Here is a 13903-nt window from a genome sequence, read left to right on the forward strand (position 1 = left end):
GTGACGCCGACGGACATGCAGCTGTGCGCGCTCGGGAGGCGAAATGCTCAGTCTGGAAGGTCGACTGGCCCAGCTCATCAAGGAAGCAAGAAACCTGGGCACCAGGGCGACGGTTGAGACGGTAGGTGACTTGCAATCCGCCCTCGGCTCCCTGGACCAGGAACTCGAGAGCACGGCCCCCGACGCCGGGCAGCACCGTCAACTCGGCAGACTGCGCCGAGAAGCGGGCCTGCTTCTGGCCGATGCTCGCGCCCGAGCTGTTCTTGCGCGTGATTTCGGGTGAACTCCCAGCACGGCGACCCGATCAATCCGCGACTCGTAGCACTGTGTGTCGATCACGCCCCGAGATGGGGAAGACTCGACCCCATGGCCACCATCCGCACCGAAATCGTCATCGATGCTTCCCCACAACATATTTGGGACGTCGTACGTGATGTCGGGGCTGTGCACACACGCCTGCTTCCCGGCCGAGTCGCCGACACCCGCATCCAGGGCGTCGAACGCTTCCTCACATTTCCCGACGGCCACATAATTCGGGAATTGATCATCTCCATCGACGACGAAACCCGCCGAATGGCCTACTCCGTCGCGGAAGGCGCCAGGCCATCCCTGGACTACCACCACGCATCCTTCGAGGTCCGAAGCGAAGGTGAGCGCGGTCGCCTGATCTGGATAACCGACGTCCTCCCCGACACCATCGCCCCCGAAATCCGAATCCGGACCGAGTACGGCATCAAGGAAATGAAACAGGCAATAGAAGCATCGGCGTAAGCACCTCGATGTCCTTGGCGCACAATCGATCAGCGGCGGTTTCGGCTTCCGCAGTGAAGTGCTCCGGACTCAACGATGCAGCGAGGTTTCACGTTGCATATGCGACAGCTTCTGCGGATTGCGCACCGAGTAGATGCCGCTGATGAGGCCATTGTCGATGCGTACCGCCGTGACGGTGTCGAGTTCGCCGTTGAGCCGGATGATCAACGCTGGGTAGCCGTTGACCTGTGTCGGATGCAGTGTCGCCGCAGCGCCGATCGTGTTCCAGTAGGCCGCGAACAGCCGAGCCACTCGCTCGGCCCCGACGATGGGGCGCGGGAGGGCCTGTTTGATTCCGCCGCCGTCGTTGAGGGCGACGACATCGGGCGCGAGGATTTCGAGCAGACCCTGTAGATCGCCGGTTTCGACCGCGCGTTGAAAGGCGGCGAGCGCGTCGCGGGTCTGTGCCGAGGAGATGACTCCGCGAGGTCGGCGCGCGGCGACGTGTGCTCGTGCGCGGTGGGCGATCTGGCGGACCGCGGCGGGGTTTTTGTCGACGGCTTCGGCGATCTCGTCGTATGCCAGGTCGAATACCTCGCGCAGTACGAACACCGCGCGCTCGGTCGGCGCGAGCGTCTCGAGCACGAGCAGCATCGCCATCGAGACACTGTCGGCCAGTTCGACATCGTCAGCCACGTCGGGAGCGGTGAGCAACGGCTCGGGCAGCCAAGGGCCGACGTAGGACTCTTTGCGCCGGTCGAGGGTGCGCAGCCGGTCGAGTGCCTTGCGAGTGGTGATCCGGACCAGGTAGGCACGCTGGTCCTGCACCGTGGTCAGGTCGACATCGGCCCACCGCAGCCAGGTTTCCTGCAGGACATCTTCGGCGTCGGCGGCCGAACCGAGCATCTCGTAGGCGACGGTGAACAGGAGCTTGCGGTGCGCGACGAACGCGTCGGTGGCGGGGTCCAGGCGGTCGACTTCGCCCGCATCACTCATTGCTCTCGACTGTGCCATACACACGAGACGCCGGTCCTGCCCACTTTGTGACACCCACCGTCAGTGACGCACGTCACGTAGGCGTGGACGTCACGGGACCGCAGTCACGAGCGTCTTGTGTTCGTCCAGTTACCAAGACAGGAGGCTGACATGCAGGTCGTCGTAGTCGGCAGCGGCCGACGGCGAGCGGATCGACTTCGATTACGCCTTCCTGGCCGTGGGCAGCACCGTGTCGCCCATCCCCGGAACCGTGCCGGTGGGCACATGGGAAGGCGCGCAGCGAGCTAGCGCGGCGCTGGCGGCGCTCACCTCGGGTGACCACGTCACCGTCATCGGGGGTGGTCCGACCGGCATCGAGACCGCGGCCGAAATCGCCGAGGCCAGACCCGATCTGCGAGTGCGGCTGATCGGTTCCTCGGTGGGCGGCGGCCTAAGGAAATGACCACCCACAGCGCGTTCTCGTCCGCCCGCGCGGGCGTATCCAGTTTCTGATCGACAGGAGAACCGAATATGAAGATCGGCATCATCATCGGCAGCACCCGTCCCGGCCGCATCGGCGACCGCGTGGCTCGATGGGTCCAGGAACAGGCAGCCGAACACGCAAGCGACAGTGCGGATTTCGAGCTCGTGGACCTACAGGACTATCAGCTGCCACTGCTCGACGAGCCCGTCCCGGCGGGTCAGGCGCCGGGGCAACAGCCGCACACCCGGCGATGGGCCGAGTGCATCGGCTCCTGCGATGCCCTCATCTTCGTGACGCCCGAGTACAACACCGCCCCGCCCGCCTCCCTGACCAACGCCATCAATTTCCTGCACAGGGAATGGGGTGGCAAGCCGGTCGCCTACGTCGGTTACGGCATCTACGGCGCGGTGATGGCGGTGCAGAAGCTGCGCGCGCAGGCAGGTGTGTTGCGGATGGCTGATATCGGGCCGCAAGTGGCGCTGACGCTGCGCGAGGACTTCGTGAATTTCGCCGACTTCCAGCCGCGTGAGCTGCACGTTGCGGCTGTACACAGGCTGGTCGACGAGTTGCTGGCGTGGGCGCAGGCACTCGCCCCGCTGCGCACGGCTTTTGTGTCGTAGGGGCGAATCTTCATGCGTATCACAGTCTTCGGAGCAAACGGTCCCACCGGCCGCCTGCTCACCGGCCAGGCACTCGCCGCCGGACATGAGGTTGCCGCGGTCACCCGGCAGCCGGATTCGTTTCCGCTGCACCATGATCGGCTCGAGGTAGTCGGTGCCGACGTGCTCGATCCGGCGGCCGTCGACGCCGCCGTGGCGGGGCGGGATGCGGTGCTGTCGACGCTCGGGGTGCCCGCGGGGAAGGAACCGATCAGCACCTATTCGCGTGGTGTGGCCAATATTGTCGCCGCGATGGAACGGCATCGGGTGCGTCGGCTCGCCGTGGTCAGCTCCAGCGGAGTCGACCCGCACCCGTACTCCGACGGCGGGTTCCTGTTCAACCGCCTACTACTGCCATATGTGACGCGGGTGGCGGGTAAGACCCTGTACGACGACATGCGGCGAATGGAATCCCTCATCCAGTCCACCGATCTGGACTGGACGATCGTGCGCCCGAGTGGGCTCTACCATCTGCCGTCGGTCACCGACTACACCGTCGTCCAGGGCCACGCCGACGGCAGGTTCACCGCCCGCGCGGACCTGGCCGCGAGCATGCTCGCCGTACTGGACGACGACCGCTACGTCCGCACCACCATCGGCGTCATCACCACGGCCGACAACCCCACCCTGCTCGAGTGGATTCGTCACGAAGCACTCGCCAAGACCTGAACCGACCAGGGTTCGGCGTCGACACCGTCTGCGACGCCGAACCCGCAGGGACAACGGCGGTTCCGATCGAACCTTGACGCCTACTCGGCGCTGTCTGTCGAATGTTCCCCACCGTTGTCGTCAGCTGCGGTGCAACCGTTGTTCGTGCTGCCTGGTGCAGGTTCCGGGTCGCAAATCGTCGGTCGGTACTCCTCTTGTCGACGGGTCCACGCCGCAGCGGCGGCGTGCTCGGCGACATGTTTGCTCCACTCCCACATAACCAGTCCCCCTCAGAATCGAAATCACTTGCGCACACGGGGTTTACAGACATCCCGCCCCCGCTGACGCATCATGATCACGATATGAGCGCGCCCCTTCTCGATCGAGAAGCCGCACCGGCGCGCACCCTGAACTCCCTGGTCCACTGGCCGGACAGGAATTCCGGACCGGACCCGGGGATTCCGGACCGGAACGCAAAAGATCGGCTGAACTGGGACTACGATCGCCAGGACAGTCATCACACGCGGACAACGCCCAGGCAGGAGTCCCATGTGTCGCTTGTTCGGTTTGTCGGCCGCACCGCGGCGCGTGCGTGCCACGTTCTGGTTGCTGGATGCGCCGGACAGTCTGTCGATACAGAGCAGACGTGAACCCGACGGCGTCGGCCTCGGCACCTTCACCGCCGACGAGGTTCCGCTGGTGGAGAAACAACCGATCGCCGCGTACCAGGACGTCCAATTCGCTCGGGAGGCGCGCGAACGAGAATCGATGACGTTCGTCGCGCACATCCGCTACGCCACCACAGGCGGCTTGCAACCCATCAACACCCACCCGTTCGAACAACATGGCCGCCTGTTCGCCCACAACGGTGTGCTGCACGGCCTCGACGAACTGGACTCCGAACTCGGCGACTACCTCGACCTGGTACACGGCGACACCGATTCCGAACGATTCTTCGCCCTGATCACCAAGCGCACCGATCAGCACGACGGCGACGTCACCGCCGGTATCACCGAGGCGGTCAGGTGGATCGCGGAGCGACTGCCGGTCTACGCCCTCAACCTCATACTCACCACTGCAACAAACCTGTGGGCACTCCGATACCCCGACACACACGGCCTCTTCGTCCTCGAACGCGAACCAGGCGGCCCACAGGGCGACCGGCACCTGGACCAAGCCGGACGAGCCGGAATCCGAACCCGAAGCGGCCACCTGCGCGAATTCCCCGCGGTCGTGGTGGCCAGCGAACGCACCGACGAGGATCCACGCTGGCGAGCACTCGCACCAGGCGAACTACTCCACGTCGACGACCAGCTGCGCGTCCGATCGACCACCGTCCTGGATTCCGCACCGCGCTACCCACTCTCGCTCGCACAACTCGACACCCGTGCGGCGGCAGCACAGTCGGGTCGGTGACCAACCTCCCGACCCGAGCGCGCGACCGAGGTAGATGTCCTACCCCAATGCAAGACTCGGGACGTGAGATGGGCGGTGGCGGAAACGGGCGACGGAGGTGCGGCTCTGTGTCCGCTCGATCAAGATGGTCGGCCCGCCGGACCGGTGGTGCGCGAGCCCTCGGTCGCCGAGGCGGTGCGCGCACGGCCCGAGGTAGAGCGGTGGGTTTGGCGATCTACGGCCGAGATTTACCGACCGTTGCTGGCGGCGGGTGTGCGGGTCGAGCGGTGCTACGACGTGCAGGCCGCGGAGGCACTGCTCATCGGCCATGAGGAGGGTCAGTCGGGTCAGGCCCGCTCGCTGGCGGCGGCCTGGGCGCGACTACACAATTTGCCCGTCCCGCCGGACGCGCCCGCGCGTGCCGCCGAGACCCAGCCGTCGCTGTTCGAATCCGGCCCGGTACCGCTGCCACCCGGCACGGACGAGTTCGACGCACTGCTGAAGGTCTACGCGGGCCAGCTGGCTCGCACGGCGAAGACCGAATATCCGGAACGTATGCGGCTGCTCCTTGCCGCCGAATCGGCGGGCATGCTGGTTGCCACGGAGATGTCCCGATCCGGGATCCCCTGGCACGCCGATGTCCACCGCGAACTGCTGGACAAGCTGCTGGGTGAGCGCTTTCCCGGCGGGCTGGAGCCGCGCCGGATGGCGGAACTAGCCGACGAGGTGTCGCGGGCCTTCGGGGAAGGTGTGCGGGTCCGGCCAGACCTGCCCAACGACATCATCAGAGCCTTCGGCCGCGTCGGGATCTTGTTGTCCTCCACCCGAAAATGGGAACTTCAGCAGATCGATCACCCCGCCGTAGCGCCACTACTGGCCTACAAATCGCTGTACCGCTTGTACACCGCCCACGGCTGGTCCTGGCTCGAGCAGTGGGTGCACGGCGGCCGCTTTCGTCCCGAATACTTGCCCGGCGGTACGGTTTCCGGCCGCTGGACCACCAACGGTGGCGGCGCCCTGCAAATCCCCAAGGTGATTCGTCAAGCAATACGCGCGGACCCGGGCTGGCGCCTGGTGGTCGCCGACGCCGACCAAATGGAGCCGCGAGTCCTCGCCGCGATCTCCCGCGACCCGGGATTGATGGAGGTGGCCGGTCGCGGTGAAGACCTATACGCCGGTGTCTTCAGCGGCGACCGCGCCCAGGCCAAAATCGCCCTGCTGGGCGCCATTTACGGCCAGACCTCCGGCGATGCCCTCACCCACATGGCCGAACTGCGCCGACGTTATCCGGCCGCGGTGGCGTATGTCGACGACGCGGCTCGCGCCGGTGAAGACGGCCGGTTGGTGCGCACTTGGCTCGGCCGCACCTGCCCGCCGGCCTCCGTCGCATCGCCTGAGACGGACGGGTATGGCAGCACCTCCGCGACGCGCGCTCGCGGCCGCTTCACCCGCAACTTCGTGGTGCAGGGCAGCGCCGCCGACTGGGCCCTGCTGGTGCTGGCGGGCGTGCGTCATGCGATGACGCACGCCGGGCTCCGAGCCGAGCTTGTCTTCTTCCAGCACGACGAGGTAATCGTGCACTGCCCGGCCGAGGAGGCCACGACTGTCGCCGAAATGATCGCGGCCGCGGCCGAAACCGCAGGCCGGATCGCCTTCGGGCCGACACCGGTGCGGTTCCCGTTCACGACCGCGGTGGTGGAATGCTACTGGGACGCCAAGTGAGGTTCCCACGCGAACCCGTCCGGATCGGTGAAGGCTCCGGCACTGCCCCCGATGACGATCCGATGCGACCCGGTTCCCTCCTGCGGCACGCCAGCATCCTTGGCGGCGGCACGGCGCCCGTAGAGCGCCAGCTTGATCGAGGACGCCGGGGTTTCGAACTCGACGTACTTGCTACCGAAGCTCTTCGCAACGGCCAGGCCGTGATCGACGTAGAACTGCTTGGTCGCCTTGACGTCGTCGACCCCCAGGAGAACCACGAAATCGTCGATCTCGCGGGTGGCCGGACCGGTGTCCTTCTTCGACGACGTCGCGATCTTCCAGATCGCCCCGTCCGGCGCCTGGACGACGCCGCCGTAGCCCCAGAAGCTCTTCTTGGCGGGCTTCAGCGTCGTCGCGCCCGCCTCGACAGCGGTGCCGATGAGGCTGTCGACGGTACTCGGCTGCGACACCACGAGCGACAGGATGAAGCCACGGAAGCCGGTCGTCGGCGCCTGTGAGGTGCGGACGCGCACCTTGTCGCCGAGACCGAACGCGGCGGTGTAGAAGGCCTCTGCGGCCGCAGCGTCGGGCACCTCGAGGATGACGGATTCGATAGCGGCTTGGTTAATGGTGATGTTCATGGCACTAACGCTATTTTCTACCCGGCAACCAGCGCTTCTCGATTCCTGATCGCTTCGGTCGTGGTTGGAATCGGCCCGTCGAGTCGAGCCACCGGCGGCCTCAGTCGATATCGAAGACGAACGAATACCAATCTCCGGACACCTTTTCGAACCGTCGCGCGCCACTCCCCACCGGCTCGGTGCCGGGCGAGTAGACCCAGCCGCGGACAGTGGAACCCACGAAGCCGTCGGCGTCATAGAAGTAGACGCGCCCGTCGGACTCGCGTTGAACCGAACTGATATCGAGCCCACCGAGACTCAGGCCTTGACGGGTATTCGGCCCATCCTCGCGCAGCATCCCGGCCGCGACTTCTTCCATTTCCGGACGTGCGGCACCGAAGCTCGCGGGCCGAAAGATCAACCCGGCCAACAGCCCCGCGACCACAACCACCGGCACCGCGGCGACTTTCCAGGACCACCGGTGCTCTCGACCGAGCAGATACAGCATCTTGATCGCCCACCCCAGCAGGGAAACGCCCAGCAGAATTCCGCCGATCACCAGGACGACAAGCCGATCGGGACCGGTCAGGTCCGTGACGAACGGAGCCCGGTCGAGGTGGACACACAGGAGAAACGCAACACCAAGAACTGCCCCCGTCAGGATCATGGACCCCGGTGCCGTAGCGGTGTCCTGTCCGCCCCCGGCCGGAGCGCGCGATGTTTTGATCGGAGCCTCCCCATCTCGACTTCTGACCCGACGCCTGATCCGCGCTCGGCGATGCCCTCGACCGAACTCTACGCGGAATCACTTCCTCGAACTGCCTACCGGAATCGACGCGCTGCCGCTGGCGGCGCTACGTGACCGGTGAAAAGTCGTCTGGAACTTGGTTGGTGGCAAGCAGTGGTGCGGCCAGCCGGTCCACGTAAGCGCCGAGGGCGGCGCGGTCGACGCTCGACAGCGCGGTGGTGCCGATCTTGTCGCGCAGGAAACTGACGCCGACGATAATCGCGGCGAGCAACTCCGCGCGCAGGGCGGCGTCAGCGCCGTCGAGGCGGTCAGCGAGCAGGTCTCCGAAGGCGGAGTTGATGCGTTCGCGGAGTATCGCGCGAACGGTGTCGTCGTTGGCCGCGCCGACGAAACGCGAGATTGCGGCAGCGCCGCCCGCACCGGCCGCGGTGAGATCGAGCGCATGACCGAGCAAAGTGTGCGGCAACTCGGCCAGCGGCGTGTCCCTGATGATGTTGTCCGAGTCGCCGCCGGACGCCGCTTCCGCGAACAGCTTCTCCTTCGACCCGAAATAGCGGTAGACCAGGGCTTGGTTGACGCCCGCTGCTGTCGCGACATCACGCGTACTGGTGCCTTCGACGCCGCGTTCGGCCATCAGCACGCGCGCCGCGTCCAGCAGCGATTGGCGGGTAGCGGCCGCGTCACGCCTCCGGGGACGACCCACCTGCTCGGTGTCCATCGGCGGTCTCCGTTTCACATAAATCGTCAAGTGATGACTGCAGTGTAAGCCACCCGACCTGCGGTGACGGCAATCACAACACGTTATGTAGTCAATCGTTGACTTACCGATCGCGCGACCCCTACCGTGGTAAGTAATCAATTGACTACATAAGTGAGGTTGGCATGTCCGAAGCCCTCGCAGCACCGCCGCGGACGACCATTCCGCCGGATCCCGCCGTCGAATCGAACCGGCGGACCGAATCGCATCCGACCGCGGTCCTGCTCGTGCTGGCCCTGTCGACGTTCGCCATCGTGGTCATGCAGAGCATGGTCATGCCGATCCTCCATAACCTCGCGACTTCGCTGAACGTCTCGATGGCGGACGCGTCCTGGCTGATCACGGTCAATCTGCTCTCCGCCGCAGTGTTCACGCCGTTCATCGGCTCACTCGGGGACACACTTGGCCGCAAGCGGGTCCTGATGATCACGCTCGCCATGACCACACTCGGCTCGGTACTGGTCGCGGTATCCCACGTGATGGCGATCGTTTTGGTAGGCCGCGTTCTTCAGGGCATGGGGTTCGCGGCCATGCCACTGGCCATCGGCATCGTGCGGTCGATCTTCCCGCCGGATCGGGTGCCCGCCAGCCTCGCCGTGCTCAGCGCGCTGACCGGTATCGGCGCGGGCGCCGGATTGCTGATCTCCGGTCTCCTGGTGAAGACCGGGCTCAGCCCCCAGGGCATGTTCTGGATCTCCGCGGCCGCCACCACGATCGGTCTGCTGGGAGTCGCGGTCCTGATCCGACTTCCCGAGCGCGCCAAGGCATTCCACATCGACATCTGGGGTCCGCTCACCCTCGGCGGCGGCCTGGTGTGCCTCGTGCTCGGCATCAACCGCGGGTCCAGCTGGGGCTGGACCTCCGGCGCGGTAACGGGTCTGTTCGTCGGCGCGGCAGTGCTGCTGACGGCGTGCTTCTTCGTCGAACAGCGGGTGCGCGAGCCGCTGATCGATATGCGCATGATGCGCACCCCCGTCGTACTGGGCACCAACCTCACCGCATTCCTCACCGGCGCCGGAATGTACGGCGCATTCGTGCTGGTACTCCAGTTCGTGCAAACACCGAGCCGGTTCGGCTACGGCTTCGATTCCGACGCCCTCGGCGCCGGGATGACCCTGCTGCCGCTCACCGCGGGCACCCTCTTGGGCGCTGTCGCTGTTTCAGCGCTCATCAGGGCCGTCGGCCCGAAGTGGCCGATGTTCTTCGGCACCATCGTGGCGACCGTGACCTTCGGATTCCTGCTGCTGTTCCACGAACAGCATTGGCACTTCTACGTCGCCACCGGCATGCTCGGCCTCGGACTGGGCCTGGCGATGGGCGCGATGCCGACACTGCTCAACAGCGGCGTCACCCCGGAACAAACCAGCGTCGCCAACAGCGTCAACCAGACACTGCGCTCGGTCGGCGGCTCGATCGGCACCGCCGTAGCCACCGCAATCCTCGCCTCCCACAGCATGGCAGGCACCCCACTACCCACCCTCGACGCATACAGCATCGCCTTCGCGATCTCCGGCGCAATCTGCATCCTCGCCGTCATCGCCGCCGCCCTGGTCCCCTACCGCCACAGCGCCGTTGAATGAGCCCCTGCCCCTGCTGCTTTGGGTGATCGACCGGATGCCTCCGACTCCTCGCTAAGGAAGCTGACGTTCGCCGTATGGCACCAGATGGGGCGACCACACACCCTGGATGCGATGGGTGACAACGCGGTTGAAGCGGGCGAGTGCGCAAGGAAGTACGAACCAATTCGGTTGGGACACAGGCGACATGAACGGCCGACACGTCACGGAAACGATGGCACTGCGCCAGCGGCGGGACCATGCCCGCGGCCGTCCCGAGCGACCGGCGAATCAGGTTGGCTGCCAGTAAGGTTGACCATCGTGCGATCGTCTCGGCACCGGCCGCTAGTAAGCCGGCCGAAGCCCGTGATGCCATGACGCACCACCTGAAAACCGCCCGGCGTCTAGGGTCTGAGCGTATGAGCTGCCGCCTGTCCGAACTGATCGTCAAATGCACCGACCCCGTTGCCCTGTCCCATTTCTGGTGCGCCGTGCTCGATTACGTCGAGCTGGGCAGGGAGGAACCGGAGGACGGCATCGAGATCGGGCCGCCGTCCGGATTCGGCGGGGCCGCTCCGACGCTGGTGTTCAGCCGGGTCGACGAGCCGAAGACCGCGAACCTCCGGCTGCACTTCGACGTGAACCCGGTCGACCGCGACCAAGACGCCGAACTGGAGCGGCTGCTGTCGCTCGGTGCGCGACCGGCCGACGTCGAGCAGACCGGTGACGAGCCCTGGCACGTGCTGCAGGATCCGGAGGGCAACGAGTTCTGCCTACTGCGTCAGCGGTTGCCGGAGCTGTAATTCGCGAATAACCGAGCGCCCCATAGCGGGCGAACGCTGGGCACCCCCCAAATCTGCCCAGCATTCTTGAATCGTCCATCGCCAGCGGCGATCGAGTTACCCTGAATTGATGCGTTGGTTCCGTCGGTACGTCCTGGCCGCGCTCGCCGCCGCCGCGTCGACCTTGCTGCTGTGCACGAACTCCTCGGCCGTCCCGCCGATCCGGTCGAACGCGCTACCGGTACTGGACTCGGATTTCCTCTGGGGTGTCGCGTCATCCGGCTTCCAGTCCGAAGGCCATGCGCCCGATAGCAATTGGACGCGTTACATCGCGAACTCCGGCACCGACGAACTGCGCGATTCGGTCGACTTCTATGACCGGTACGCCTCCGACATCGACCTGGCGGCCGAGCTGGGTGTGAAGGTGTTCCGGATCGGGATCGAATGGGCTCGCGTGCAGCCCGCGCCGGGCGCCTGGGATGCCGGCGCGTTCGGTTTCTACGACGCGGTGATCGCGAAGATCGTGGCTGCCGGGATGCGACCGATGATCACCCTGGACCACTGGGTCTATCCCGGCTGGGCCGCCGACCGCGGCGGCTGGCGCAATCCGGGTATGGTCGGGGATTGGCTGGCCAATATGCGCACGGTCGTCGACCGCTACGCATCCCGAAACCCGTTGTGGGTCACCGTGAACGAGCCGGTTGCCTACATCGTGCACGAGACCAGCCGGGGCGCGGCGAGCGGACCCGAGATGCTCGATCGCCTCGCACAAGCCCACAACGCCATATACGACTACATCCACCAGATCCAGCCCGGCGCCCAGGTGACCAGCAATGTCGGCTACGTGGCCGGCTCGGAGGCGCAGGTCAACGGCGAGTTCGTCGATCGCATCGCCAACCGGCTCGACTACGTGGGCGTCGATTACTACTTCGCCTACGATCCGGTGCAGTCGCTGCTGAGTTCCATCACCAGGGCCATCGGGTCGGCAATGCCGCAGCTGCCCGGACAGCGCATCTGGGAACTGCCGGTGCGTACCGAGGGCATCTACTATGCGCTGCAATACTATTCGCGCCGCTTTCCGGGCAAGCCGCTCTACATCGTCGAGAACGGCATGCCCACCGAAAACGGTATTCCCCGCGGTGACGGCTATACCCGCAGCGATCACCTCCGCGACACCGTCTACTGGATCCAGCGCGCCAAGGCCGACGGCATGAACGTCATCGGCTACAACTACTGGAGCCTCACCGACAACTACGAATGGGGCAGCTACACACCACGATTCGGCCTCTACACCGTCGACGTGCGCACCGACCCGGCCCTCACCCGCCGCCCCACCGATGGTGTCGGCACCTACACCCAGATCATCGCCACCGGCGGTCTCCCCGCCGACTACCGCCCCACCCGCGGCCCATCGCTCTGCGTGCTCGTCGACCCACCGGCCAGCTGCCTGAGCCCGGTCGCAAACCCCTAGCGTGCGTCGCAGTGTAGGGACGAATCAGATCACGCAACGCTCCGATGACGTGGTGCGTGATCAGCGGCTCGAAGCCGCTGAGTGTGGAGTTCGTTCAGCGCCATGTAATAGACGTTCCGCGCTGCGGGCACGACGGTGCGCGGCATATATGGCCTGCGTGTGCATCGCCGTCAGGGCGACCAGCAGATACAGGCGCCAGTTCGCCGGGTCCAAGCCGGTGACCACTGACATCGTGAGCAGTCCGAACCAGACCGCTGCCTGTGCCGCGTGGAAGCGGCGCTGTCGACGCGCGGCCAGCTCGCCCTGTGCGAGCGGGGAAGCCCAGGCCGAGGCGTCGACACCGGCGGGCAGCTCACCGATCGCTATGGCATGCGACACCTCGCGATTCGCCTTGCGGTCGGCCGCGTTGAATTCCCGCACGGGAAGCAAGTATCTGTAGAACACCAAGCTCGAGGCGAGGGCGATACCGAAGAGGGCGACCACAGCAACGGTCAGGACAACATCCATGCGAATAGCGTCGCCGCTGGGGCTGTTGCAGAAAACCGACCCATGGGTGGGAATCGCACCACCCATGGAGGGCTGAGCAGAGAGGCTGCCGCGGCTCGCCACATGGTGCGTTCCCGCGCTCCAGCCGTGTCACCGGCCGAGAGCGTCGAAGACTGCCTCGGCGCGGTCGCGCGTCTCATATATTCCCCATGCGGAATCGGCAATTCGGTCGGGATCGAGCGTATATCCTTCTGCGACACCGTATTTCGCTGGGTCAGCGGTGACCATGGCATGGATGTCGCCGCGTTCGACCAAGCCGCCGATGGTGAGCGTTCCGGCGTAGATACCGCGGTCGGCCAGCGCGGCGTTGAGGGTGAGCGCGTAGTTGCGCAGCGCCGCGGCGGCCAAAGCCAGTTGGCCCAGCATCGGCATGGGACGCACACTGGACAACCCGCCCGCGAAAACCAGCCCGCCGGTACCGCGTTCGACCATGCCTGGCAGCACGGCGCCGACGACGTGCACCGCTGGCCATACCCAATCGAATGCCGATCGCGCGATCGCGACATCGATCTCCGCGATCGGGACCGGCAGCTGCGTCGGGCCGGGACCGTAATAGACGAACTCGACATCTCCGCTGGCGCTGATCACATCCAGGACCTCGGTCAGTCGATCCGGATCGGTGACATCGGCTGTGTGGGCGGTGGCGTCGATGCCCTGCGCGGCGAGATCGGCCAGATACGCACCGTGCCTGGAGTCGCTGCGCGAGATCAGCGCGACCCGGAATCCTTCCCGACCCCATCGACTGGCCATGGACATACCCAATCCCGGTCCGACACCGACGATTACGGCTGTGCCTGCGTTGTTCGCCATC

15 protein-coding genes and 1 pseudogene are annotated in these 13903 nt (G+C 65.8%); 10 read left to right on the forward strand and 6 right to left on the reverse strand.

Annotated features, from left to right (window positions below):
* Positions 1 to 43 precede the first annotated feature (43 nt).
* Together ACZ60G_RS03445 and ACZ60G_RS03450 are read left to right on the forward strand one after the other, a co-directional pair.
* Positions 44 to 283: a hypothetical protein gene (locus ACZ60G_RS03445; RefSeq protein ID WP_465806925.1), complete on the forward strand. Its 240-nt coding sequence runs from the start codon at positions 44 to 46 to the stop codon at positions 281 to 283.
* A gap of 83 nt (positions 284 to 366) precedes the next feature.
* Positions 367 to 771: an SRPBCC family protein gene (locus ACZ60G_RS03450; RefSeq protein ID WP_465806926.1), complete on the forward strand. Its 405-nt coding sequence runs from the start codon at positions 367 to 369 to the stop codon at positions 769 to 771.
* Between the two features lie 69 nt (positions 772 to 840).
* Here ACZ60G_RS03450 and ACZ60G_RS03455 read toward each other — a convergent pair whose 3' ends face one another.
* Complete coding sequence (locus tag ACZ60G_RS03455) at positions 841 to 1746, reverse strand: RNA polymerase sigma-70 factor (protein ID WP_465806927.1); 906 nt, start codon at positions 1744 to 1746, stop codon at positions 841 to 843.
* A 187-nt stretch (positions 1747 to 1933) separates the two neighbouring features.
* On the opposite strand from ACZ60G_RS03455, the pseudogene ACZ60G_RS03460 reads away from it, so the two are divergent.
* The 5 genes and pseudogenes from ACZ60G_RS03460 to ACZ60G_RS03480 form a co-directional block, all read left to right on the forward strand.
* A pseudogene (locus ACZ60G_RS03460) lies at positions 1934 to 2188 on the forward strand (FAD-dependent oxidoreductase); the annotation flags it as partial.
* Positions 2189 to 2256: 68 nt separating this feature from the next.
* A complete protein-coding gene (locus ACZ60G_RS03465; RefSeq protein WP_465806928.1) occupies positions 2257 to 2829 on the forward strand; it encodes an NADPH-dependent FMN reductase in 573 nt (190 codons plus the stop codon).
* 12 nt (positions 2830 to 2841) lie between these two features.
* Positions 2842 to 3537: an NAD(P)-dependent oxidoreductase gene (locus tag ACZ60G_RS03470; RefSeq protein ID WP_465806929.1), complete on the forward strand. Its 696-nt coding sequence runs from the start codon at positions 2842 to 2844 to the stop codon at positions 3535 to 3537.
* Between the two features lie 528 nt (positions 3538 to 4065).
* On the forward strand, positions 4066 to 4932 hold the full coding sequence (locus ACZ60G_RS03475) for a class II glutamine amidotransferase (protein WP_465806930.1): 867 nt from the start codon (positions 4066 to 4068) through the stop codon (positions 4930 to 4932).
* Between the two features lie 63 nt (positions 4933 to 4995).
* Entirely contained in the window at positions 4996 to 6633 is a 1638-nt protein-coding gene (locus ACZ60G_RS03480) for a bifunctional 3'-5' exonuclease/DNA polymerase (RefSeq protein ID WP_465806931.1), read from the forward strand.
* Here ACZ60G_RS03480 and ACZ60G_RS03485 read toward each other — a convergent pair.
* The 3 genes from ACZ60G_RS03485 to ACZ60G_RS03495 form a co-directional block, all read right to left on the reverse strand.
* Positions 6615 to 7253: a VOC family protein gene (locus ACZ60G_RS03485; RefSeq protein WP_465806932.1), complete on the reverse strand. Its 639-nt coding sequence runs from the start codon at positions 7251 to 7253 to the stop codon at positions 6615 to 6617. The two genes, ACZ60G_RS03480 and ACZ60G_RS03485, sit on opposite strands and share 19 nt — an antisense overlap.
* 100 nt (positions 7254 to 7353) lie before the next feature.
* The gene (locus ACZ60G_RS03490; RefSeq protein ID WP_465806933.1) at positions 7354 to 7899 is read right to left on the reverse strand and encodes a hypothetical protein; all 546 of its coding nucleotides are present in this window, start codon (positions 7897 to 7899) and stop codon (positions 7354 to 7356) included.
* A 187-nt stretch (positions 7900 to 8086) separates the two neighbouring features.
* Complete coding sequence (locus tag ACZ60G_RS03495) at positions 8087 to 8698, reverse strand: helix-turn-helix domain-containing protein (protein ID WP_465806934.1); 612 nt, start codon at positions 8696 to 8698, stop codon at positions 8087 to 8089.
* 164 nt (positions 8699 to 8862) lie between these two features.
* Between ACZ60G_RS03495 and ACZ60G_RS03500 the strand changes: the two genes are divergently transcribed.
* The 3 genes from ACZ60G_RS03500 to ACZ60G_RS03510 all read left to right on the forward strand — a co-directional run bounded on the left by ACZ60G_RS03500 (position 8863) and on the right by ACZ60G_RS03510 (position 12546).
* Positions 8863 to 10317 (forward strand): MFS transporter, encoded by a 1455-nt coding sequence (locus ACZ60G_RS03500; RefSeq protein ID WP_465806935.1) that lies wholly within the window; start codon positions 8863 to 8865, stop codon positions 10315 to 10317.
* 395 nt (positions 10318 to 10712) lie between these two features.
* A complete protein-coding gene (locus tag ACZ60G_RS03505; RefSeq protein WP_465806936.1) occupies positions 10713 to 11096 on the forward strand; it encodes a VOC family protein in 384 nt (127 codons plus the stop codon).
* A 109-nt stretch (positions 11097 to 11205) separates the two neighbouring features.
* On the forward strand, positions 11206 to 12546 hold the full coding sequence (locus ACZ60G_RS03510) for a family 1 glycosylhydrolase (protein WP_465806937.1): 1341 nt from the start codon (positions 11206 to 11208) through the stop codon (positions 12544 to 12546).
* A 60-nt stretch (positions 12547 to 12606) separates the two neighbouring features.
* Here the strand turns inward: ACZ60G_RS03510 and ACZ60G_RS03515 are convergent, their stop codons facing one another.
* Both ACZ60G_RS03515 and ACZ60G_RS03520 read right to left on the reverse strand, forming a co-directional pair.
* On the reverse strand, positions 12607 to 13053 hold the full coding sequence (locus ACZ60G_RS03515) for a hypothetical protein (protein WP_465806938.1): 447 nt from the start codon (positions 13051 to 13053) through the stop codon (positions 12607 to 12609).
* Positions 13054 to 13182: 129 nt separating this feature from the next.
* Positions 13183 to 13902 carry an SDR family NAD(P)-dependent oxidoreductase gene (locus ACZ60G_RS03520; RefSeq protein WP_465806939.1) on the reverse strand — a complete coding sequence of 240 codons (720 nt, stop codon included), beginning with the start codon at positions 13900 to 13902 and terminating at the stop codon, positions 13183 to 13185.
* Position 13903 lies beyond the last annotated feature (1 nt).

It is taken from the genome of Nocardia sp. NPDC102475 (assembly GCF_055584605.1).